The sequence below is a fragment of the Deinococcus rubellus genome, from assembly GCF_025244745.1.
GTDB classification, from domain to species: domain Bacteria; phylum Deinococcota; class Deinococci; order Deinococcales; family Deinococcaceae; genus Deinococcus; species Deinococcus rubellus.
In genome coordinates this window covers 2,528,539-2,548,769 of sequence record NZ_CP104213.1, presented here as the reverse complement: position 1 = coordinate 2,548,769, position 20,231 = coordinate 2,528,539, and the positions used below count along the sequence as shown (strand labels likewise).

The 20,231-nt window shown below is 65.6% G+C and carries 22 protein-coding genes; 13 read left to right on the top strand and 9 right to left on the bottom strand.

What is annotated here, in order from left to right:
• Window positions 1-13: 13 nt before the first annotated feature.
• From N0D28_RS13090 to N0D28_RS13080, 3 genes are all read right to left on the bottom strand, one after another.
• Window positions 14-1,678 carry a DNA repair protein RecN gene (locus N0D28_RS13090; RefSeq protein ID WP_260559936.1) on the bottom strand — a complete coding sequence of 555 codons (1,665 nt, stop codon included), beginning with the start codon at window positions 1,676-1,678 and terminating at the stop codon, window positions 14-16.
• Between the two features lie 123 nt (window positions 1,679-1,801).
• Complete coding sequence (locus N0D28_RS13085; protein WP_260559935.1) at window positions 1,802-3,709, bottom strand: PRC-barrel domain-containing protein; 1,908 nt, start codon at window positions 3,707-3,709, stop codon at window positions 1,802-1,804.
• Between the two features lie 65 nt (window positions 3,710-3,774).
• Window positions 3,775-3,912: a hypothetical protein gene (locus N0D28_RS13080; RefSeq protein ID WP_260559934.1), complete on the bottom strand. Its 138-nt coding sequence runs from the start codon at window positions 3,910-3,912 to the stop codon at window positions 3,775-3,777.
• Between the two features lie 218 nt (window positions 3,913-4,130).
• Between N0D28_RS13080 and N0D28_RS13075 the strand changes: the two genes are divergently transcribed.
• The 3 genes from N0D28_RS13075 (at window position 4,131) to N0D28_RS13065 (ending at window position 6,379) form a co-directional block, all read left to right on the top strand.
• On the top strand, window positions 4,131-4,943 hold the full coding sequence (locus tag N0D28_RS13075; RefSeq protein WP_260559933.1) for a DEAD/DEAH box helicase family protein: 813 nt from the start codon (window positions 4,131-4,133) through the stop codon (window positions 4,941-4,943).
• Window positions 4,944-4,954: 11 nt separating this feature from the next.
• Window positions 4,955-6,034, top strand: a complete 1,080-nt coding sequence (locus tag N0D28_RS13070) for an enolase C-terminal domain-like protein (RefSeq protein ID WP_260559932.1) — start codon at window positions 4,955-4,957, stop codon at window positions 6,032-6,034.
• An 81-nt stretch (window positions 6,035-6,115) separates the two neighbouring features.
• Window positions 6,116-6,379, top strand: coding sequence for a hypothetical protein (locus tag N0D28_RS13065; protein ID WP_260559931.1), 264 nt, complete (start codon window positions 6,116-6,118; stop codon window positions 6,377-6,379).
• A gap of 15 nt (window positions 6,380-6,394) precedes the next feature.
• Here N0D28_RS13065 and N0D28_RS13060 read toward each other — a convergent pair whose 3' ends face one another.
• Window positions 6,395-7,174: a methyltransferase domain-containing protein gene (locus tag N0D28_RS13060; RefSeq protein WP_260559930.1), complete on the bottom strand. Its 780-nt coding sequence runs from the start codon at window positions 7,172-7,174 to the stop codon at window positions 6,395-6,397.
• Between the two features lie 55 nt (window positions 7,175-7,229).
• Window positions 7,230-7,607, bottom strand: a complete 378-nt coding sequence (locus N0D28_RS13055; RefSeq protein ID WP_260559929.1) for a YchJ family protein — start codon at window positions 7,605-7,607, stop codon at window positions 7,230-7,232.
• A gap of 59 nt (window positions 7,608-7,666) precedes the next feature.
• Here N0D28_RS13055 and N0D28_RS13050 point away from each other — a divergent pair, with 59 nt between their 5' ends.
• The 4 genes from N0D28_RS13050 (at window position 7,667) to N0D28_RS13035 (ending at window position 12,246) form a co-directional block, all read left to right on the top strand.
• On the top strand, window positions 7,667-8,566 hold the full coding sequence (locus N0D28_RS13050) for an AEC family transporter (protein ID WP_260559928.1): 900 nt from the start codon (window positions 7,667-7,669) through the stop codon (window positions 8,564-8,566).
• A gap of 138 nt (window positions 8,567-8,704) precedes the next feature.
• Window positions 8,705-9,973: an MFS transporter gene (locus tag N0D28_RS13045; protein ID WP_260561906.1), complete on the top strand. Its 1,269-nt coding sequence runs from the start codon at window positions 8,705-8,707 to the stop codon at window positions 9,971-9,973.
• A 396-nt stretch (window positions 9,974-10,369) separates the two neighbouring features.
• A complete protein-coding gene (locus N0D28_RS13040) occupies window positions 10,370-11,410 on the top strand; it encodes an aldo/keto reductase (RefSeq protein WP_260559927.1) in 1,041 nt (346 codons plus the stop codon).
• An 89-nt stretch (window positions 11,411-11,499) separates the two neighbouring features.
• Entirely contained in the window at window positions 11,500-12,246 is a 747-nt protein-coding gene (locus N0D28_RS13035) for a chlorite dismutase family protein (protein ID WP_260561905.1), read from the top strand.
• Window positions 12,247-12,249: 3 nt separating this feature from the next.
• Here the strand turns inward: N0D28_RS13035 and N0D28_RS13030 are convergent, their stop codons facing one another.
• On the bottom strand, window positions 12,250-13,659 hold the full coding sequence (locus tag N0D28_RS13030; RefSeq protein WP_260559926.1) for an RNB domain-containing ribonuclease: 1,410 nt from the start codon (window positions 13,657-13,659) through the stop codon (window positions 12,250-12,252).
• A 225-nt stretch (window positions 13,660-13,884) separates the two neighbouring features.
• On the opposite strand from N0D28_RS13030, the gene N0D28_RS13025 reads away from it, so the two are divergent.
• The 3 genes from N0D28_RS13025 to N0D28_RS13015 all read left to right on the top strand — a co-directional run bounded on the left by N0D28_RS13025 (window position 13,885) and on the right by N0D28_RS13015 (window position 16,057).
• A complete protein-coding gene (locus N0D28_RS13025) occupies window positions 13,885-14,949 on the top strand; it encodes a DUF4097 family beta strand repeat-containing protein (RefSeq protein ID WP_260559925.1) in 1,065 nt (354 codons plus the stop codon).
• On the top strand, window positions 14,942-15,586 hold the full coding sequence (locus N0D28_RS13020) for a hypothetical protein (RefSeq protein ID WP_260559924.1): 645 nt from the start codon (window positions 14,942-14,944) through the stop codon (window positions 15,584-15,586). Before N0D28_RS13025 ends, N0D28_RS13020 begins: the two co-directional genes overlap by 8 nt.
• 111 nt (window positions 15,587-15,697) lie before the next feature.
• Entirely contained in the window at window positions 15,698-16,057 is a 360-nt protein-coding gene (locus N0D28_RS13015; RefSeq protein ID WP_260559923.1) for a DUF2089 domain-containing protein, read from the top strand.
• A 40-nt stretch (window positions 16,058-16,097) separates the two neighbouring features.
• Here the strand turns inward: N0D28_RS13015 and N0D28_RS13010 are convergent, their stop codons facing one another.
• The 3 genes from N0D28_RS13010 to N0D28_RS13000 all read right to left on the bottom strand — a co-directional run bounded on the left by N0D28_RS13010 (window position 16,098) and on the right by N0D28_RS13000 (window position 17,886).
• Window positions 16,098-16,310 carry a hypothetical protein gene (locus N0D28_RS13010; protein WP_260559922.1) on the bottom strand — a complete coding sequence of 71 codons (213 nt, stop codon included), beginning with the start codon at window positions 16,308-16,310 and terminating at the stop codon, window positions 16,098-16,100.
• A gap of 120 nt (window positions 16,311-16,430) precedes the next feature.
• The gene (locus N0D28_RS13005; protein WP_260559921.1) at window positions 16,431-17,546 is read right to left on the bottom strand and encodes a Gfo/Idh/MocA family protein; all 1,116 of its coding nucleotides are present in this window, start codon (window positions 17,544-17,546) and stop codon (window positions 16,431-16,433) included.
• A gap of 118 nt (window positions 17,547-17,664) precedes the next feature.
• Window positions 17,665-17,886, bottom strand: coding sequence for a hypothetical protein (locus tag N0D28_RS13000; protein ID WP_260559920.1), 222 nt, complete (start codon window positions 17,884-17,886; stop codon window positions 17,665-17,667).
• 154 nt (window positions 17,887-18,040) lie between these two features.
• Between N0D28_RS13000 and N0D28_RS12995 the strand changes: the two genes are divergently transcribed.
• The 3 genes from N0D28_RS12995 (at window position 18,041) to N0D28_RS12985 (ending at window position 20,074) form a co-directional block, all read left to right on the top strand.
• A complete protein-coding gene (locus N0D28_RS12995; protein ID WP_260559919.1) occupies window positions 18,041-18,613 on the top strand; it encodes a type 1 glutamine amidotransferase domain-containing protein in 573 nt (190 codons plus the stop codon).
• A 74-nt stretch (window positions 18,614-18,687) separates the two neighbouring features.
• A complete protein-coding gene (locus N0D28_RS12990; protein WP_260559918.1) occupies window positions 18,688-19,038 on the top strand; it encodes a cupin domain-containing protein in 351 nt (116 codons plus the stop codon).
• 58 nt (window positions 19,039-19,096) lie between these two features.
• A complete protein-coding gene (locus N0D28_RS12985) occupies window positions 19,097-20,074 on the top strand; it encodes an oxidoreductase (RefSeq protein ID WP_260559917.1) in 978 nt (325 codons plus the stop codon).
• Window positions 20,075-20,231: the final 157 nt, after the last annotated feature.

The following is a 20,231-nucleotide window of genomic DNA, read 5'->3' as shown; positions in this document are numbered from 1 at the left end:
CATGCTTGGCGGCTCAGGGTGTTGACAGACTGGCCTTACCGGGCTTGCTCTTCTTCTTTCCGGCTCCTGTGGCCGCGCCCGCCGTGAGCAGTTCGCTGGCGTGTGAGAGGGCCACCTCCGAGGTATTGCCGCTGAGCATCCGGGCGATTTCCTCCAGCCGTTCCTGGCCCGACAACAGCCGCACCCGGCTGACGGTGCGCCCCGCTTCCACAGCCTTCTCGACCTTGAAGTGCCAGTCGGCGCGGGCCGCGATCTGCGCCAGATGGGTGACCACCAGCACCTGCCGCGAGTCGGCCAGGCGCGCGAGCTGATCGGCCACCGCCAGGGCCGCCGCGCCGCCGATGCCCGCGTCCACCTCGTCAAAGACCACGCTGGGCGTTCCGGCTCCCAGCACCGTGCTGATGGCCAGCATCACCCGCGAGAGTTCGCCGCCCGAGGCAGTGTCGGCCAGATCACCGAGAACCTCGCCGGGGTTGGCGGTAAAGCGGATGCTCACGTCGTCCAGGCCGTGTGGACCAGGCGTGCCGAGCGGGCGCAGCTCGAATTCCAGCCGGGCGTGGGGCATCCCCAGCTCGCGGATGATGCGCAGCAGATCGGCGGCCAGCGGCGCGGCGGCCTGCTGGCGGGCGGCCCGCAGGGTGAGGGCCACCTGGGCGGCTCTGGCCTGCAAGGCGTCCACCTCGGCTTCCAGGGTGCCTGCGTCATGTTCGTCGGTTTCCAGGGCGGCGAGTTCCCGCTCGGCTTCGATTTGAAAATTCAGCACGTCGCCGAGGGCCGGGCCGTACTTGCCCCGCAGCTTGCCGATCAGGCCCAGGCGGCTTTCAATCAGCGAGAGTGCCTCGGGGTCGGGGGCGCGGTCCTCAGCCACGCTGCGGAGTTCGCCCGCCACCGCCTGCAAGCTGTCGAGCGCCGCGCCGAGTTCGCCCTGAAGCTGTGAGAGGGCCTCGTCGTAGCGGGCCGGAGTGTTCAGCGCCCGCACCGCCTCGGCGATGAGTCCCGCCGCACTCACCTCGCCGTCGCTGAGCAGTTCCAGCGCCCCCGCCGCGCCGGAAGCGGTGGCCTCGACATTTGAGAGCCGCACCAGTTCGGCTTGCAGCGGCTCCTCCTCGCCGTCTCGCAGGGCGGCTCCGGCCAGTTCGTTCACCTGAAAGCGCAGCAGGTCGAGCTGGCGTGCCCGGTCTCGCCCGGAAGTCCGCAGGCGCTCCAGCCGCCCGGCGGCGTCCTGCCAGGCGCGGTAGGCGGCCTGGTAGGTCGTGAGGTCACCGGCGATGAGCTGGTCGAGCAGGGCACGCTGGTTGGCGGCGCTCAGCAGGCTCTGGGCGCTGTGCTGCCAGTGGATGGTGAGGCGCGACTGCGACACGTCGGCCAGCTCGCGCAGCGACACCACCTCGCCGTCCACGCGTGCATTGCTGCGGCCCTGGTGGGTCAGCTTGCGTGACAGGGCGTCCTCGCCCCAGAAGCCGGTGACCAGCAGGTCGTTCTCGCCGCTGCGAATCAGGTCAGTGTTGGCCCGTGCGCCCAGCAGCAGCCCCAGCGCGTCCACGATGATGCTCTTGCCCGCGCCCGTCTCGCCGGTAAACGCCGAGAAGCCGCTGCGCAGTTCGAGTTCCAGCGCTTTGACGGTGGCGAGGTTGCGGATCTCCAGTCGGGTGAGATGGGCGGGAGCGCGTTGGGGCACGTCCGGCAGTTTAGCGCGGGCAGCGGGTGGGACGGTGACGTGGGGCAGACTCCAGCTCAAAAAGCGCCGCCTCCTTTTTTGGAGTGCGGCGCTGATGGTTGACGCTCAGTTGCGGCTGTGTGCTTAAGGCTGCGACTTGGTGTCGGGCTTGTGCAGATCGGCCTCGTTCACGGCTTCCAGCGCGGCGGTGCCGGTCTCGTGGGGACGCACGTCGAGCGGGTTGATGCTGACGGTTTCCTTGCTCACCGAGTCGAGCAGCATGTCCAGCACGTCGGCCTCTCGGGCAGCAGCCACCGCCTTATGGGTGATGATCTCGCCGATGTTGAGAATGATGTTGTCGGCGGGGTCGAGGATGACCCGGTTGACTGGGCGGCCAACCGCGTCACGCTCTTTTTGCTTCTGCGCTTCCTGCTGACGCTGATCGACGGCTTCCCCGGCGTCGTCGCGCTTCTCGCCGAGCCACTGCTTGGCCCGGTCGAACAAATTGCTGGCCCCGGCGCTGACGTTGCTCAGCCCCGCCGAGAGCTGATCGCTGGTGGACGGGCCGCTGCCCTCGGTCACCGGCTGCCCGGCCCCGGTGGCGGCCAGCAGATCAGCTTCACGGTCCAGAATGCGGGCACGCTCCAGCACGCCCTGGGTCACGATCTGGCCCTGGGCGGCGATCAGGGTGCGGTTGGGGCCGTACACGTCGCTGCGAACCCGGCGGCCCAGGGCGCTGACGGCAGGTGTGGCGGCTGGCATGTCGGTGGCCGTGCTGACGGACGGGCCGCCACTCAGGCGCTCGACGCCGCTCTGCACGTTGCCCGACGCTGCCGAGGCCACCAGACGGCCCAGGGCGTGCTTCTCCTCGGCGCTCTGCACCGCCAGCGGGGTGATCATTTGACCCTTGAGAACGATCACGGTGTCGTCGTCGCCGTGTACGTCGCTGCCCGCCACCTTGCCCAGCACGTACTCGACCTGACGCTCGCGGCTGGCGCTGCTGAGGTCCTCGACCCGGCTCTGCACGCTCGACGAGGCGCTGGCGTAGAGGGTCTGCACGCTGCCGCTGGTGGCAGCCGCCGTGAGCTGGCCCAGCAAGCTGTGTTCGCGGGCACTGGCGGCCTGCTCGGCGGTGATGATGCTGCCCTTCGCCACCAGAATCACGCCGTCCTCGGTCATCACGTCGCTGCCCGCTGCCTTGCCGACCACGTACTCGGCCTGACGGTCCTGCGAGGCGCTGCTCAGGTCGTCCACCCGGCTCTGCACGCCCGTCGCCGCGCTGCTGTAGGCCGCCTGCATGCTGCCGCCGGTGGCCGCCGCGACCAGCGAACCGAGCAGGCCCTGTTCCTCGGCAGTGTCGGCCTGCTCGGCGGTGATGGTCTCGCCCCTGGGCACCAGCACCACGCCGTCCTGGGTGGTCACGTCGCTGCCCGTTACCTTGCCGATTACGTATTCCTTCTGACGCGACTTGGTGGCCGTCGCCAGGTTCTCGTAGTTCTGGCTGATGTTGTCGCCCGCCCGGTTGAGCGCGCCCTGAAAGCCGCCCGCTTCCTGCTCCTCCATCGCCTGCGCCACCGACACCGGTACGATGGCAGCGTTGTCGCCGATGCTGATGCTCTCGGGTGCGGGCACGAAGGTGCGCCCACTCGACAGATCGGAGAACAGCCCACCAGTGGCCTCGTAGCCCACCACCTTGCCGCTGACTTCCTCGAAGTACACGTCGGCGATCCTGCCGAGTTCGCGGCCATCGGTGGTCAGCAGTTGCAGGCCGATGAGGCCCACCTTGGTATCGAGCAGGTCGGCGATGCGCGAGTCGTCGCGCGCACTCACCACGTCGCCCTCGTCGGCGATCATCACGGCGTCCTCGCCGATGCTGCGAACCGCCTCGAACGGCACCACTTTGGCTGAGCGAAACCAGCCGCCCTCGTCGACCAGCAGGGCCAGCACCTGATTGGCGTCGTGGTCGAACACCAGGTCGTGGACCTTGTCGATATTCGAGCCGCTGCTGATGGCGACCACCGTGCGCCCGATCATGTCTTTCCCTTTAATCATAAAAGTCTCCCTGGAATGTAAGTGAACAATCAAAAACCGCTGTGTCGGGGCCTAGAAATCCGGGATCAGAACCCCAGGTCGAGCAGGCCGTTGGGTTGCAGATAAAAGCGGTAGAGCAGGTACAGCAAAACCAGCACCACGATGATCCCGATGATCCATGCCAGGCCGCCGCCGCCTGAGTTGTTGCCTTTGAGTCGCGCCATAAAGTCTCCTTGGATTGAGCTGGGCCGAAAACGTCTGCTGACGCGGCGGGTGAACATCGGTTGAAAAGCGGTCCATGACGCCAGAAGCCATAGACACTCCTGAAGAGAAGTCTAGGCCGCTGTCAGGCGTGTGCGAAACGTCACGGCGCTTACATGGGCTTGGCCTAGCCTTTGGCAAACCTTTAGCCGGGTCTGTCCAGACCGTTAGACTGCGGCCCATGACGCTTTATTTTTCTCTGTCCGGTCTCTGGCCCGGTCAGGAATCGCAGCCGGGTCAGGCCCGCCCATCAGAGGCCCAGCGATCAAATATCCGGCCGCCGAATGCTCAGCCACTCTCCACCCTGCCGCTGATCGTGCTGGTCGGTGTGACGGGCGTGGGCAAGAGCACCGCCCTGGCCGCCCTGGGTGCCGAACGCCTGCGGATTTTGCCGGACCGCCGCGAGGTGACGGACGCCGTGATGATCGGGCCGCTGGCAGGGAAGTCCGTGACCGACCGTCAGGAGCGTTTCGCCCTCACCGCCCGCTACCGCGAGGCCCACCCTGGCGGTATGGCACAGGCGCTCGGCGGGCTGTGGGCCGCGCCCGAAGCGGGTGAGCGCCTGGTCTTTGACGGGCTGCGCGGTCTCGATGAGGTGCAGTATGCCGCCGAGCAGTTTGCCGGGTGGAGATTTGTCAACCTGCACGCGCCCGATGTGCTGCGGGTGCGCCGACTGCTGGGCCGGAACGACAGCTTCGATCAGGTGAGTGCTGCGGGCGGCGGCGACTTGGCCCGTGAGCTGGCGGCCCTTTCCGGCGCGGCGCAGGTCTTTGCGCCTGCCGAGCTCGCCGAACTCGCCGCCCTGGAGTCAGCAGGCCACTCGCCCGCCGACATTCTCGCCAAAACTAAAATTGTGCTGACTGAGAAGCTGAACTACGACCCTGCCGCTGCCCGCACCTTCCTGCTGACCCTACCGCCCGAACGGGTGCTGGGTCTCGACACCGCTGCCCTGCCGCCGGAAGAAGTGGCCCGGCGCATTCGGGGCTGGTTGTGACAGGCAAGGCTGTGACGATCGTCCGGCTGGAGGGGATTCCCTACCGCCTGCCGCTGCACGGGTCGCTGGCCTGGGGCGCACACAGCCGCCTGAGTGCTGCCGAGCATGTGCTGGTGCGGGTTCATCTGGAAGACGGCAGCGTGGGCGAGGCCGAAGCGCCGCCGCGCCCCACCATCTACGGTGAGACGGTGGCGAGCGTGCTGGGCATTCTGAAGCACCTCGAACCCGCCTTCGTGGGCCTGGACATTCACGACGAGGCCGCCCTCAACGCCGCCCGCAACAGCGTGGCCCAGAACCTGACGGCCAGGGGCGCACTCGACATGGCGCTGTGGGACGCCCGCCAGAAAGCCAGCGGCCAGAGCCTCTTTGACGTGCTGCTGGGACCGCAGCATTCGGTGCGCGTCTCCTACATCCTGGGGATCAGCACGCCCGCCGAGATGCTGGAGGAAGCCCGCCGGGTGGTCGGACAGGGCGTGCGGGTCCTGAAGGTGAAGGTGGGCCGCGACCACGCCCGCGATCTGACCGTGATTGGGGTGCTGCGTTCCGAATTCGGCGACGCGGTGCAGCTTTATGCCGACAGCAACGAGACGCTGACGCCCGAGCTTGCGCCTGCTGCCCTCGAGGCCATGCGGGAGGCCGGACTGACGTATGTGGAGGAACCGCTGCCGGTACGCCTCCTGCATGAGCGCCGTGCCCTCAGGGCCAGCGGCAAGCTGCCCATCGTGGCCGACGATTCCTGCTTCACGCCCGCCGATCTGGAGCGCGAACTGGCCTTCGACACCTTCGACATTCTGAACATCAAAACGGCCCGCAACGGCTTTACCGACGGCCTGGCCATGCTCGCGCGTGCCCGGCAGGCAGGCAAGGGCGTGATGATCGGTTCGCAGGCCAGCAGCGGCCTCGGCACCCTGCACGCCGCGCTGCTGAGCACCCAGGGAGGCGTCACCGAACCGTGCGAACTGAGCTTCGTGCTGAAGGTGCAGGGCGATCTGCTTAACCTGCCGATTGAATTCAGGGACGGCTGGCTGGACGTGGCGGCGCTGCGCAATCATAAAGTGGACGAGGAGAAATTGCGGGCGGCGCGAATCTGAATCCGGCCCTGTCTAGTCTTCTTCAGGCAGTCAAATTTTTGTCAGAAAGCACCTGATACGTTATGAGAAATGCCTCAAGAGATGCTCAACACTCTCGCCCTGCCGCTGCTGTTCGCCACTTTTGCCGGTCTGTGGATTTACCGCCACCGCCGCTCGCAGCGCCCCCAGCTGCTGCTGACCCTCTGCCTGCTGTTCGTGGTGGCCGCTTACGGCTACGCGCAGGGGCCGCAGCCAACGTTGTTCGCGCTGCTGCTGGGCTTCATGCTGATCCTCAGTGGTCTGATGCTGCACCACTGGGAAGTGCTGACCGTGCCGGTGCCCCGCAGCGGCTCCCAGCGGCGATAACTCAGCGCTGTTGGTTTAGCGCCGGTGGGCGACCACGAAAATTCGCCGGAACTCCAAGGGCGTGCCGTAGCTGCGGGCCGGATACGCCCTGATAAGTTCTGCGCCGTACTCGGCCAGAAAGTCGGCGGCATCGGGCGCGCTGAGTTGCGCCAGCACCGGCCTGAGCGCCGTGCCCTTGACCCATTCCAGTACCGCGCTGCCGCCCTGCGGCGGGTTGGGCAGCAGGTGCAGGTAGGTGGTTTCCCAGGCGTTGACGGTAAAGCCCAGCGGCGCGAGCAGGTCGGTGTATTCGGCGGGGCCGAAGCTGCCCAGCGCCGCCTTATCGCGGCCCTCGCTCAGGGCGGTTGACCACCTTGGACGTGACAGCACCTCGGCCAGCAGCGTATGGCTCGGCGCGGTGAAGTTGCCCGGCACCTGAAAGGCGAAAGTGCCGCCGGAAGCGACCAGTCCGGCCAGGCGGGGGATCAGCGCGGCGTGACCGGCCACCCATTGCAGCGCCGCGTTGCTGATCAGCAGACCCGGCGCGCGCTCGGGTCGCCAGCTTTGAAGATTGCCCTGCTGGAAGCTCAGCCTGGCCGAGGTGTGCTGACGCGCCCGCTCAAGCATCTCGGCGCTGCTGTCTATGCCTACCACTTCTGCTTCCGGCCAGCGCTGTGAGAGTGCGGCGGTGAGGTGCCCGGTGCCGCAGCCGAGGTCGGCCACCACCTGCGGCTCACCTTCCACCTGCGCCAGCAGATCGAAAAAGGGCCGGTCACGCTCGGTCTGAAACTGAAGGTACTGCTGCGGGTTCCACATGTCGGCAGCTTAAAAGAAAGGCTGTGTCCGCCTGCGTACTACCGCAGGGACAACACTAGCCTTCCACTCCGTCCAGATAGAGCCAGCGCCCACCCTCCTGCACGAAGGTGCTGCGCTCCCGGAGTGACTGACGCTGGCCGCCCTCCTGATAGCGGGCGGTGAAGCTGACGGTGTCGCCCTCGGTGCGGCGCACGGTGAGGCCCAGCCACCCGGTGTGCCCCAGGCGCAGCTCGGCAGGGCGGGTGCAGGGGTGCCAGGTGGCGAGGAGATAGGCAGCGTCTTGCAGCACGTAGGCCGCATAGCGCGAGCGCATCAAAGCTTCGGGTGTCTCGGCGGGCGTTTCGCCGCTCAGGCACGGAGCGCAGCACCCGGCGTACTTTTTTCTGGAGCCGCAGGGGCAGGGCTTGAAGGCCGGATAGGGCAGGGGAGACATGCGCTGAGGGTAACCCAGCGCCACTGCGTCACGCGCCACGCCGTCCTATGCTCTAGGCCATGCTGAGTGCCCTTCTCACGGTGGTGCTGCCGGTGCTGCTGATTCTGGGTCTGGGGGCGCTGGTCGGCAACCGACTGTCGCTGGACTCCACCACCATCAACCGCCTCAACCTGTATCTGCTGACGCCCACGCTGGCGCTCAACACGCTGCTGCACACCGAGGCCAAACCGCGTGAACTGGCGACACTGGTGCTGGCCTACTTCGTGCTGTCAGGGGCGGGCGTGCTGCTGGGCTACCTGGCGGGTTACCGGCAACCCGGTCCCACCCGCCGGGCGGTGATGGCCTGCGTTTCCATCGGGAACAACGGCAATTTCGGCTTGCCGGTGGCCTTATTCGCGCTGGGTCAGGCGGGCTTCGATCAGGCGCTGGTGATCTTCCTGTCCAGCGTGGTGCTGACCTTCACGGCGGGGCCGCTGATCTTCGGCGGGGGCGGTGGCCTGTGGCCGACCCTGCGCGGCGTGCTCAAGCTGCCGGTGGTGTGGTGTATCGCGGCGGCGCTGATCATGCGCGGCCTACACCTGGCCCTGCCGTTGGGCCTGGACCGGGGCCTGGGATTGCTGGCGGGGGCGACCCTGCCGATGGTGCTGCTGTCGCTGGGGGTGCAGCTCGGCACAGGTGGGCGGCCCAGGCTGAATTTCCCGGTGTGGCTGGCCAGCGGGCTGCGGGTCTTCGCCATGCCGCTGCTGGGCCTCATCATCGGTTACGCCATTGGGCTGCGCGGGCTGCACCTTCAGGGGCTGGTGCTGTCCTCGGCCATGCCCACCGCCGTCAACGCCTTCGTGCTGTCCAAGGAATACCGCGCCGACAGCGACACGGTGGCCTCGACGGTGCTGGTCACCACCCTGTTGAGCGTGGTGGGAGTGGCGATTGTGGTGCCCCTGCTGGGACGGCTGCCGTAGAGGGGGTTGTAGGCGGCGGGAAAGCCGGGGGCGCAGACAGTGAGGTGCATACTGAGAATTGTGTCCACCGCGCCAGAGTCTGACCGCGCTGCCCCCAACAAGGCTCCGTCCCAGCCTGATTCCGTAACTCCGGATCAAGTGGCGAGCGACGCCCGCAATTACCGCCTGGGTATCCTCAACGGGTTTCTGGCTTCTACTGGCGACGGGTTTTTCAATACCTCGGTGGTGCTGGCGGGCTTCGCCTCGCGGCTGGGCGCGTCCAATACCGTGATCGGGCTGCTTCCGGCCATTGCCCAGGGCGGCTGGATGCTGCCGCAGATTCTGGTGGCGGCCAGGGTACGGGCGCTGCCGTACAAGCTGCCGGTCTATCGGTCCTCGGCCAGTGTGCGTATCGGCTCGTACCTGGCGATGGTGCTGATCACGGCCTTCTTGTGGGAATCTCCGGCGCTGTGCCTGAGCCTGTTCGTCGTGGCCATGAGCATCAACGCGCTGGCGTCGGGCATCTCGGGCCTGCCGTTTCTGGAAGTGGTCAGCAAGACGGTGCCCTCTCAGCAGCGGTCCGCCTACTTCGGTGTGCGCAATCTGGGCGGCGGGCTGCTGGCTTTCGCGGCGGGCCTGATCGTGCGCTGGATTCTGGGGTCGGGGCTGGGCTTTCCGTACACCTACGTCCTGATCTTCGCGCTGGCGACAGTGGCCTACACCGCCGCCTACACGATCTTCGGCAGGGTGCAGGAGCCGCCCGACGCAGCGCAGCCCGCTTCCGACATCCGCCAGGAACTCCAGGCCATTCCGCAACTGCTCCGGGCCGACGCCCACTTCCGGGCCTTTCTCAGCGTGCGGCTGATTCTGGCCTTCGCCAGTTTGGCCGATCCCTTTTACACCGTCTACGCGCTGCGCGAGTTGCGGGTACCGAGCAGCATGCTGGGCGTCTTTCTGATGACCATCACCGGGGTCGCGCCGCTCTCGAATATCGTCTGGCGCTGGGTCGCCGAGCGCAAAGGCTCGCGCCGGATTATCCGGTATTCGGCGGCGGCGGCGTTTCTGGCTCCGCTGATCGCGCTGGGGTTAGGGTGGTTTTTTGGGCCGTCGCACGCGGGCAGCGAAGTCAGCAGCGGGGCGCGGCAGAGTCAGGTCGGCTGGCTGTATCTGGCGGTCTTTGTGATGTCCAGCGTGGCGGCGCAGGGCTTTAACCTGGGCCACACCAACCACCTGCTCAACATCTCGCCGCCGCACAGCCGCAGCCGCTATATCGGCACGCTCAATACGCTGGTGGGGATGGCATTGTTCGCTCCGGTGCTGGGCGGCGTCATTGCCGACAAGCTGGGGTACGACGCGGTGTTCTGGCTGGCGGCGGGGCTGTTTGCGCTGGCATGGTGGTGGTGCGGCAAGTTGCGGCGAGATGCTTAGCGGCTGAGCAGTTGTTTGGGCTTTTGCGGTTGCCCCTTCCCTCAGCGGGCAGACGTCCTCAAGGGCGTCCGTTCTGCCCAAGAAGCCCCTTCCCCGGTGGGGAGTGGGAAGTTGGTCGCTCCGCTCAGGATGGAGCTTCCGGCTTTTCTGGCAGTTGATTGCGCCAACATTTCAGACTGGTGGACGCTTTCGTGGTGGGCGCTGTGCAAAAGGCTTACTCATAATTGGCAGGATGGAAGGCCGTGATTGACTCGGCTTTTGCCCCTTCGCCCTTGAGTGGGGGATTGGGAGGGGGTGAATGGGCGTAGCAAGTACCCTTCCCCCCTCAGCTCTCTTCACGCCCTGACCGCTCGTTCGGGGTGCATTGTCCTCCCCGGTGCGGCCTAGACTGCCCACATGGAATACCGCAAATTGCACGGCACCGATCTCACCGTCAGCGCTCTGGGCTTCGGCGTCTGGACGGTGGGCACGACCTGGTGGGGCGTCAAGGACGAGCAGATGGGCGAACAGCTGCTGCGCCGCGCTTTTGACCTGGGTGTCACCTTCTTCGACAACGGCGACACCTACGCTTCCGGCAAGGCCGAGGAACTCCAGCGCCGCGCTCTCGGCGACGTGCGCGACAAGATTGTCATTGCCAGCAAGTTCGGCTACGACATCTACTCCAACCCCGAACGCCCCGGCCAGCAGGAGCGCCCCCACGACTGGACGCCCGTGTATCTCCGCAAGGCGCTGGAAGGCAGCCTCAAGCGCCTCGGCACCGATTATCTGGATTACTACCAGCTCCACAATCCGCGCCTGAACGCCATCGAGCGCGGCTCGGCGCTGGCCGACGATCTGTGGGCCGAACTCGGCAAGCTGAAAGCTGAGGGGCTGATTCGCGCTTACGGCACCGCACTCGGACCTGCCCTCAACGAGCGCCAGGTCGACGAGGGCATCGCCACCATCAAAGACCGCCACGCGCCGCCGCAGATCATTTACAACCTGCTGGAGCAGATCATCGGTGGGCCAGTGCTGAAGGTGGCCGAGGCCGAGGGCGTCAGCGTGATTGCCCGCGTGCCGCACGCTTCGGGCCTCCTGGAAGGCTACATGACGCTGGAAACCGAGTTTGAGCCGGGCGACCACCGCAACTGGCGCATGACCACCAACGCCAAGAAAAAAGCCTGGATGGAAGACGGCCTTCAGAAAGCCGAACAGATCGACGCCGGATTCGTGGAGGGCAAGGGCCGCACCATCGGTCAACTGGCCCTGCAATTCGCGCTGCATTCGCCCATGATGGCCAGCGTCTTGCCCAACATCTACAACCAGAAGGGATTGGACGAGTACGTTGCCGCCTTCGACGCTGCCCCGCTGACGGCCAGTGAGTACGACGGCATTCAAGCGCTCTACGCTGACAATTTCGGCCTTCAGACCAACCTGATCGGCGAGGTCGTGAAATGAGCGCCGAATCATCCAAAGAAAGTTTGGATAGCCAGATGCCGACGCAGGCCGCCGAGACACCGCCCGCCAGGCCCGCAGGCCGCCCCAAGATGATGGTCGACCTCGATCCCAGTGGTCAGGTCACGCAGCGCGAACCCGATAGGGCCAACCGCCAGTTTCTCAATTACGCCTTCTACAAGCTCGACCCGGCCTTCAGGCGCTTACCGAGCGGCGAGCAGGCGGAGATCAAGGCTGAGTTTCTGGCGGCGGCTGCGGGCTGGGTCACGGACGCGCCCCAGCAGAAGGGCATCATTCAGCGTACCTACTCGCTGATGGGCGTGCGGGCCGATGTGGACTTCATGCTGTGGCGAATCGCCTTCGATGTGCGCGAGTTTGCGGATGCCCAGGCCCGCCTCAATCGCACCCGCCTGATGGGCTACCTGACGCAGCCTTACAACTATGTTTCGATGCAAAAGCGCAGCCAGTACGTCAACCGCGTCGAGGGTAGCGGGCACGGCCTGGAAGTGCTGCCGGGGCAGGGCCAGTTTCTGTTTATCTACCCCTTCATCAAGACCCGGCCCTGGTATAAGCTCACGCCGCATTCTCGCCAGGGCATGATGGACGAGCACATCTACGCCTCTGCGCCGTTCAAGGGCGTGCGGATCAACACCAGCTATTCCTACGGCATCGACGATCAGGAATTCGTGGTCAGCTTCGATTCCGACACCCCGCAGGAATTTGTGGACCTCGTTCACCGTCTGCGCTACACCGAGGCCAGCAGCTACACCCTGCGCGACGTGCCGATGTTCACCTGCATCAAGAAGGAACTCAGCGAGATTCTGGGGGAGCTGAGCTAGCTCTCACCCCCGTATCTCCCGCAGCCGCACCCCCAGATTCGGCAGATCTACTTCCGCCACCTGCACCTTCAGCAGCGTGCCGGTGGGGGCTGCCGTGCTCATCAGGGTATCTAAGGCCAGTTCGGGAATCAGCACGGTGGCCTGCGGGCCGCGCCGCTCGACCACCTGCGCGTCCCAGATGCGCCCAGGCTGGCGCTTGAGCATCACCAGGGTGTAGTGGCGGCGGGTGAGTCGCTCGGTGGTGCGGGTGCCGCCTGCGTTCATCTCGGCCTGCGCGACCCGCCCGGCGATCTCGCCCCCCGTCAGGCCAGGCTCCTCCTTGAGGGCGGCCCGGAGCTGCTGGTGCACCACCAGATCGAGGTAGCGGCGCATCGGCGAGGTGGCCTGTGCGTAGGCGTCCAGGCCCATGCCGTGATGTGCCCCCGGTGAAGGCCGGAAGCGGGTGCGGGCCAGCGTCTTGCGGCGTGCCCAGTGCGCCGGAAGGTCGTCGCCGCGCACCTCGCGGGTGGGGGCGTCCTGGGTGGCGTAGGGCAGCGCAATCTCCAGGTCGTCGGCGTAGATGGCGGCGGCCCAGCCCGCCAGCGTCATGCACTCCTGCACGATCAGGCGGGTCTCGGGCCGGGGCAGGGATTTGATTTCAATCTCGTCGCCGTGCAACTTGACGCGCACCTCCGGCAGGTCGATGGTCAGTGCGCCCTCGGCCTCGCGCTGCTTTTTGCTGGCAAGATAGAGTGATCTGAGCGTCACGAACGGCTCCTTGCCCGCGTCCAGCCGGAGTTGCGCGGCGCTGTAACTCAGCCGCTCGGCTTTGATGGTGGTCAGTTGCACGTCCACCGTGTCGGCGTTCCACTCGGCGTCGAAGTCGATGCTGATACTCAGCGCCGGGGAGGTCGGGTGCAGGCCCAGGCCGAGTTGCTCCACCACCGAGTTCGGCACCATGCTGTAAATTCGGTCCGGCAGATACAGGGTCGCGCCGCGCGCGCGGGCTTCCAGGTCCAGCGGGCTGTTCGGCCCGATCAGTGCGGCCACGTCCGCCACATGCACCCACAGCCGCCAGCCGCTGGAGAGTGGTTCCAGGCTGATGGCGTCGTCGGGGTCCAGGCTGCCCTCGTCGTCGATGGCGTAGGCCGGAAGGTGGGTCAGGTCGAGGCGGGTCTCACCTGGCAGTTCGGGCACCGGCAGGGCGATGTCACTCAGGTCAATGCCCGCCCGCTCGGCGTACGGCACCCGCAACTCGTCCCACACCCCCCGGCGCAGCAAAAACTCGTGGGCGATCTCCGGCGTCTCGTTGAGCTTGGCGTCGCGGATCACCTTGGAGCGCTCAGCCTTGCCGCGTGCCAGTAGTTCCACCTCGGTGCGTTGGGCAGGCGTCAGGTCGTCGGGTGGGGTGCTGGGGTGCTGGGGCGCGGTCATCCGTCCAGCATAGCGGGGCAGAAGGGACACCGGAACGGCATAACATTTTGTAAAGGTCGGCTTTCTAATCGCGCCTTATTCCGGTCTGAGCTGCCCTTTTGGCTCCCACTTTCGACATTAAAATCTTGAATAGAAATCTAAACTTGACAATCTGGCACTTTTAGGTTTATAAAGAGCTCAGAGGAAGGGCGACGACCGCCTGACCCGGTACGGCCTGGAGGACATATGAACGACGAGAACACGGGAGGACAGCATGCGGCAGACCAGAACGCCTTTCGCCTGCAAGTTCAGACGCTGGTGGCGCAAGGCAAACTCACCCCCGAGGAAGCCGCCGATCTGCTGGGTGAGGGCATCGAGACCTTCGAGAACACGGCCAGCCCGGTATCACCAGTCCCCCCAGCCCCAGTGGAGTTGAGCAAGCCGGTTGAGCCGACGTCACCTGCTGAGGGCGCGGGCCTGGGCAGCAATATTCCCACCATCCCCGGTCTCTCCGCCGCTGCGCCGCTGATCGGCAAGCTGGTCAACAAGCTGGTGAGGGAAGTCGCGCCGCACCAGGAAGGCGACACGCCCAGCGACCTGCGCCTCGACATCGCGGGCTACTCGCTGATCGTCAGCACCGATACCTCGCTGAGCGCCCCGATCCTCAGTGGCGACACCGACGGCCTGACGCTGCTCAGCTCCCACAAGGGCTGGAGCCTCAAGCAGGAACACGGTTTGCGCTTCGGCGGCAGGCGCGTGACCCTCAGCGTTCCGTTCGCACCGCGCCACGTGCGGGCCGAGCTGGCAGGTGGGCAACTGGTCTTGCCGGACGTGCTGGGCGAACTGCAAGTCGAAGTCGCGGGCGGCAATGTGCGGGTGGGCAACGTGGGCCACCTCAAGGCCGAGATCAACGGCGGCAACCTGACGGCGGGCGAGGTCGGCGGCAACCTGCACCTGGAAATCAACGGTGGCAACGGCAAGATCGAGCGCAGCCAGACACTGATCGCCGAGGTCAACGGCGGGATGCTCAACTGGACCGGTTTGCTCACCGAGGGTCAGCACCGCCTGGAAGTCAACGGCGGCGCGGCCAACCTCAACCTGCTCCCCGGCAGCAGTGTGCAGCTCAGCGCCGAGGTCACGGTGGGCCAGCTCGTCAGCAATTTCCAGACCCATAAGCGAGGTGGGATGCTCAATGCCACCTACAGCGGCACGCTGGGCAGCGGCGCGGCGGGGCTGTCGTGTCAGGTTTCGGCGGGCCAGGTGCGCCTGAATGCCGAGGACGTTTTGCCGGGAGGAGTGACCCATGCGTGAGCAGATTCGCCGGATTCTGGGCCTGGTTCATGCGGGCCGCCTCAGCAGTGAGGACGCCGCGCCGCTGCTGGCCGCCTTACACCCCAAGCTGGCGCTCAGCGAGGACGCCCTCGCGCCGATCTTTGCCCTGCTGGTGGCCGACGGGTTCGGCCCTGAACGGGTTACCGACATTCTGTATGCCCGCACCGACCCGCCCAAGGCGGCGGCGGCCAGCGCCCGCAGCGTGCCGAGTGCGCCCGCAGCGCCGCCCCCGCCCAAAGCTGGTGGCTGGCTCGGCGGCCTCGACGGCCTGGCCGAGCGCATCACCGACACCGTGGAGCGGGCGCTCGACAGCGTGCCGGGTGTGTCCAGCAATGTGACTTCCAACAGCGCCCGCCCGCCCGGCCCACAGCGCCCCGGCAGCATCCTGAGAATCGAGGTGGAAGACCAGAACGGCGGCAGCTACAGCGCCAACCTGCCGATGAGCCTCGCGGCCCACGTCGGCAAACTGATTCCGCCGCAGGCCCTCAAGTCGCTGGCTAATATGGGCCTGAGCGTGGAAGCCCTGCAACTGCTGCTGGAAAGTAATCCCCCGCTGGGGCCGCTGCTGGAATCTGAGGACGAGAACGGCAACGAGGTGCGGCTGACGGTGAAGTGAGGCAGCCGCCAGGGGCGTCTTGCCCAGCCTGCCAGAGCGGCCCGGTGACGACCGGGTTTCTTCTGGCAGGTTTCTCCTGTTCTCTGCTCAAGGAGCGCTAGATTGAACTCCATGCCCCGCCGCTCTTTGCCCCTGCCGTTCCCCGATGTGACCGAGGCCCCGCTGGTCACCGAGCTGCGTTTTCCCGAGGCGGGCCTCACCATCCAGGGCGAGTTCGAACTCAATGAATTCGCCACCCTCGCGCCCGACACACTCGATTTTCTGCGCCTCTACATCAAGGTGCGCGGCAACCTCAAGGAAGTCGAGCGCATTCTGGGCCTGAGTTACCCCACCGTGCGCGCCCGGTTCGACAACCTGCTGCGGGCCATCGGCTACGAATCCGAGGTCGCCGATCCCCGCGACGAGGTGCTCAGCCAGCTTGAGCGCGGCGACATCACGCCCGAAGAGGCGGCCAAAAAACTGCGGCGCTGAACATTCAATCGTTCAGCGCCGCAGTTTCAGTTGGGTTCGTTTACTCTTCGTCTTTGGCGGCCAGCTCGTTGTACTTGTTGGCCAGCACGAAGAAGGTGGGGGCCCACAGGCCCACGAAGATGCCGAAACGCTCACCGTGGGCGCGCTCGTCGCCGCTGCCCTTGCCGCCGGTGGTAAACCAGATGGCGATGGACGCCAGAATGGAAGCGAAGCCCGCGACGGTCAGTACGTTGGAAGTGGTGCGGTTGTCCATGATGGTGGTCCTCCTGAATGTGATGGTCAGCACGCTGCTGGCCTGCTCCGGTCAGTCTGCTGGACGCGTCGGCACCGCTCTGCATCTTTACTGACCAATCCCGCCGCGCTTAAGAGGAAATTAAGAAGCGTTGCCCGGCAGTTCAGGCTCGTTCTTGGCGTTTCTGAAGATGTCCTGGCCGCTGAACTTCTCGACCTTGACCCGCTGACCGCTGCGGGCGCTCTGGTAAATGGCGTCCATCAGGCGGTGGTCCTGCACGCCCTCCTCGCCAGAGGTATAAGGCTGCCTGTCCTGGCGGATGCACTCGGCGAAGTGATCGACCTCCAGCGTGAACTGGTCGTAGGCAGGAAACTGGGGCCGCGTCTTGGCCTGCTTGTCGCTCAGTTCCAGCTCCAGGCCGCTGTAGACGAAGGCCGGGTCGAGCAGCACCGAGCCGTCCTCGCCCAGCACCCGCACGGTGTCGGTCTTGGTGGCCCCGTAACTGGTCAGGATGTTGGCGATCAGACCACCGGGAAAGCCCAGCATCACGCTCATGGACTCTTCCACTTCCCTGAAGCGCTCGTCTCCCTGAGGCTGATGTGTGGCGGCGTAGACCCACTCCGGCTCCAGGCCGATCAGGAAGCGCAGGGTGTTGAGGCAGTAGATGCCCACGTCCACCAGCGGCCCGCCGCCCGCCTGCTCCAGGCTCAGTCGCCAGACGCTGGCATCGTCTTCCACCTGGGTGTGGATGCTGTCGAGGAGTTTAATTTTGCCGAGCTTGCCCGCCGCGATGGCCCGTTTGGCGGCCCAGTGGTGCGGTGTGTACTGAATGCGGTAGGCCGCCATCAGCTTAACGCCCGCGTTTTTGCAGGCGGCCACCATCGCCTCAGCGTCCTCAGTGTTGGCGGCCAGCGGTTTTTCGCACAGCACGTGCTTGCCCATTTTGGCGGCGCGCTCGGTGTACTCGCGGTGCAGGTTGTTGGGCAGCACGATGTAGATGGCCTGCACATCGCCCCGCTTCGCCAGGTCGTCGAACTGCTCATAGGTGTAGGCGTCGTTCTCGGTCAGGCCAGCGGCACGGGCAAAGGCCTTGCCCTTCGCCGGTTCGCCGGTCACGACGGCGGCCAGGTAAGCGTGCTGGCTGGTTCGCAGTGCGGGAATCAGTTCCTCGGCGCTGAGTTCGCCCAGGCCCACGACGGCGAAACCGACGCGGCGCTGCTGGGGTTCGGGGTTTGAAATATCGGGTTTGTTGGGCATGGCGGCTCCTTTGGAGTGAGGTCCAGTCGCCCGCTTACCCTAGAAGGCGGCGCTCACGTCCGGATTGGGGGGCCGTCAAGCGGTCTTTAAGTAACTGGCAGGTCAATGAAATGGTCGCTCAGATCACCCCGCCGCCGATAACCAGCCGCAGCCCGGCCAGCACCAGCACCACCGCGCACAGCACCAGACCGCCGCGCTTGCCGCTGATGGCCCCCAGAATCAGGCCGATGATGCCCAGCGGCAGCGTCACGAACCAGTTGGTCCAGCCCAGCAGCGGCAAAAATCCCAGGACGAGGCCCAGCACGGCCAGGATGCCGAAGATGATCGAAGCGGTGTTCATGCCTGTGAATACTGTCGGTGCGCCGCGAAAGTTGCTGGACAGTTTCGACTGACCCCGTTCCTGAGTCCGACTTCAAGGAAGCGTGACTTCACGCCCAAGCCGCCTTTGCTCCGTCTTCACGGGCCACCGAGCGCCGGAGTCCAGGCTGCGTGACATGACCAGTTCACAACCCTTGCAGGGCAAGACCATCGCCATTCTCGCTGCCGACGGCGTGGAGCAGATCGAGCTGACCAGTCCGCGTGAGGCACTCGAAAAAGCCGGGGCCACCACCCACCTGATCAGTCTCAAGGCCGGGCAGATCCAGAGTATGAAAGGCGACATCGAGCCGAAGGACAACTACCCGGTGGACAAAACAGTGGCCGACGCGAGTGCTGGCGACTACGACGCTCTGCTGCTGCCGGGCGGCACCGTCAACCCCGACAAGCTGCGCCTGAGCGACGAGGCGATGTCTTTCGTGCGCTCGTTCTATGAGGGCGGCAAGCCGATGGCGGCCATCTGTCACGGCCCCTGGAGCCTGAGTCAGATCGGCATCGTGAAGGGGCTGAAGCTGACCAGTTGGCCCAGCCTGCGCCGCGAACTCGAACTCGGCGGAGCGCAGTGGGTCGATCAGGAAGTGGTGCAGGACAGGGGGATTGTCACCAGTCGCAAGCCGGATGATCTGCCCGCCTTCAACCGGCAGATCGTTGCCCTGTTTGCTGAGGGAGATCAGCACGCTCAGCGTTCCTGAGCCGTCCCTCGTTTCTAAGTGCGCCTGAGTCTGATGCTCACCCGAACCCTGGCGGCAAGGGGCAGGCTGGGAGCATGACCAATTCTGAGAGCACCAGCCAGGACAAGCCCAACCAGTACAAGCTCAGCCGCAGCGAAACCCAGCACGGCAAGGACGGTCAGCACCATCTCATCAAAGGCGAGAAGGGAAGCGTGCGCCTGTGGCACAACGAGGAACCTTCGGTCAATGACGACAAGACCATGCACAAGCACGAGTACGAGACGCTCGGCTACGTCATTTCGGGTCGGGTGGAGTTGCTGGTAGGCGGCCAGACCATCGCCCTGGAACCGGGAGACAGTTACTGCGTGCCCAGCGGTGCGGAGCATGCATTCCATATCCTGGAAACCCTGACCGCCGTAGAAACGACCACGCCCAGCGCCTTCTGAAGTAAGAATCTGTTGGGCAGCTTGACTTTGAGCGCACTCCAACCCCTAGAGTGCGCTCATGACTGATTCCCAGACAGTTCCTGACCACATCACCTCACCGTTCGGTGCCCGCAGCACGGCCCTGGAGGTCGTTGCCGGACACAATTTGAGCGGCAAGACCGCTGTCGTCACCGGAGCTGCCTCCGGTATCGGTGTCGAAACCGCCCGCGCTCTGCTCAGTGCTGGGGCGCGGGTGCTTCTGGCGGTGCGCGACACGGCGAAGGGCGAGGCGGTGGCCCAGGAGCTGAGAAGGAGTACAGGCAATGACGCGGCGGAAGTCGTCGAACTCGACCTCAGCTCGCTGGCCTCGGTGCGTGCGGCGGCGGCCCGGATTCTGGAAAGGGTACCACGGCTCGACATCCTGATCAACAACGCGGGCGTGATGGTCACGCCATTCTCGCGCACGGCTGACGGCTTCGAGATGCAGTTCGGTACCAACCACCTGGGCCATTTCCTGCTTACTGAACTGCTGATGCCTGCCCTGCTGGCGGCGGCCCCGGCGCGGGTGGTGGCGCTCAGCAGCAGCGGCCACCGCCGCAGCGACGTGCGGCTGGACGATCTCAATTACGACTCGCGGCCTTACGAGAAGTGGGAGGCTTACGGTAACTCCAAGACCGCCAATGCCCTTTTCGCCGTCGGCCTGACCCGGAAGTACGGCTCCCAGGGCGTCACGGCCAACTCGGTCAACCCCGGCGGCATCATGACCGGCCTGCAAAAGCACCTGCCTGCCGAGGAACAGCGGGCGATGGGCTGGATGGACGAGAACGGCAATCTCAATCCTGTCTTCAAAACAGTGGAGCAGGGCGCGGCCACCAGTGTCTGGGCGGCGGTGGGTGCCGAGCTGGAAGGCGTCGGCGGCCTGTACCTGGAAGATGTGCAGGAAGCCCTGCCGGTGGACCCGTCACGGCCTTACGTGGGCTACCTGCCCTACCTGCGCGACGGCGAGAAGGCCCAGCGGCTGTGGGACGAGAGCGAGAAACTGGTCGGGCTGAAGTAGACCCTGCCAGTAAGCCAGAGCAAACGCCCCCGATCCGTCTGGGGGCGCTTCTCATTGAGGTCCTGGGATAAAAAGTGATCACGAATGACCTACACTCCGAAATTCGATTGCAAGCACACCGTCGGCGCTTCCGTTCCGGTAGGGGCATAATACGCTC

Excerpts from the sequence above, each read along its gene's own strand:
- N0D28_RS13085 (WP_260559935.1), bottom strand. The coding sequence starts at position 3,709 with ATGATTAAAGGGAAAGACATGATCGGGCGCACGGTGGTCGCCATCAGC.
- N0D28_RS13080 (WP_260559934.1), bottom strand. The coding sequence starts at position 3,912 with ATGGCGCGACTCAAAGGCAACAACTCAGGCGGCGGCGGCCTGGCATGG.
- N0D28_RS13075 (WP_260559933.1), top strand. The coding sequence starts at position 4,131 with ATGACGCTTTATTTTTCTCTGTCCGGTCTCTGGCCCGGTCAGGAATCG.
- N0D28_RS13065 (WP_260559931.1), top strand. The coding sequence starts at position 6,116 with ATGCTCAACACTCTCGCCCTGCCGCTGCTGTTCGCCACTTTTGCCGGT.
- N0D28_RS13060 (WP_260559930.1), bottom strand. The coding sequence starts at position 7,174 with ATGTGGAACCCGCAGCAGTACCTTCAGTTTCAGACCGAGCGTGACCGG.
- N0D28_RS13055 (WP_260559929.1), bottom strand. The coding sequence starts at position 7,607 with ATGTCTCCCCTGCCCTATCCGGCCTTCAAGCCCTGCCCCTGCGGCTCC.
- N0D28_RS13050 (WP_260559928.1), top strand. The coding sequence starts at position 7,667 with ATGCTGAGTGCCCTTCTCACGGTGGTGCTGCCGGTGCTGCTGATTCTG.
- N0D28_RS13040 (WP_260559927.1), top strand. The coding sequence starts at position 10,370 with ATGGAATACCGCAAATTGCACGGCACCGATCTCACCGTCAGCGCTCTG.
- N0D28_RS13035 (WP_260561905.1), top strand. The coding sequence starts at position 11,500 with ATGATGGTCGACCTCGATCCCAGTGGTCAGGTCACGCAGCGCGAACCC.
- N0D28_RS13030 (WP_260559926.1), bottom strand. The coding sequence starts at position 13,659 with ATGACCGCGCCCCAGCACCCCAGCACCCCACCCGACGACCTGACGCCT.
- N0D28_RS13025 (WP_260559925.1), top strand. The coding sequence starts at position 13,885 with ATGAACGACGAGAACACGGGAGGACAGCATGCGGCAGACCAGAACGCC.
- N0D28_RS13020 (WP_260559924.1), top strand. The coding sequence starts at position 14,942 with ATGCGTGAGCAGATTCGCCGGATTCTGGGCCTGGTTCATGCGGGCCGC.
- N0D28_RS13015 (WP_260559923.1), top strand. The coding sequence starts at position 15,698 with ATGCCCCGCCGCTCTTTGCCCCTGCCGTTCCCCGATGTGACCGAGGCC.
- N0D28_RS13010 (WP_260559922.1), bottom strand. The coding sequence starts at position 16,310 with ATGGACAACCGCACCACTTCCAACGTACTGACCGTCGCGGGCTTCGCT.
- N0D28_RS13005 (WP_260559921.1), bottom strand. The coding sequence starts at position 17,546 with ATGCCCAACAAACCCGATATTTCAAACCCCGAACCCCAGCAGCGCCGC.
- N0D28_RS13000 (WP_260559920.1), bottom strand. The coding sequence starts at position 17,886 with ATGAACACCGCTTCGATCATCTTCGGCATCCTGGCCGTGCTGGGCCTC.
- N0D28_RS12995 (WP_260559919.1), top strand. The coding sequence starts at position 18,041 with ATGACCAGTTCACAACCCTTGCAGGGCAAGACCATCGCCATTCTCGCT.
- N0D28_RS12990 (WP_260559918.1), top strand. The coding sequence starts at position 18,688 with ATGACCAATTCTGAGAGCACCAGCCAGGACAAGCCCAACCAGTACAAG.
- N0D28_RS12985 (WP_260559917.1), top strand. The coding sequence starts at position 19,097 with ATGACTGATTCCCAGACAGTTCCTGACCACATCACCTCACCGTTCGGT.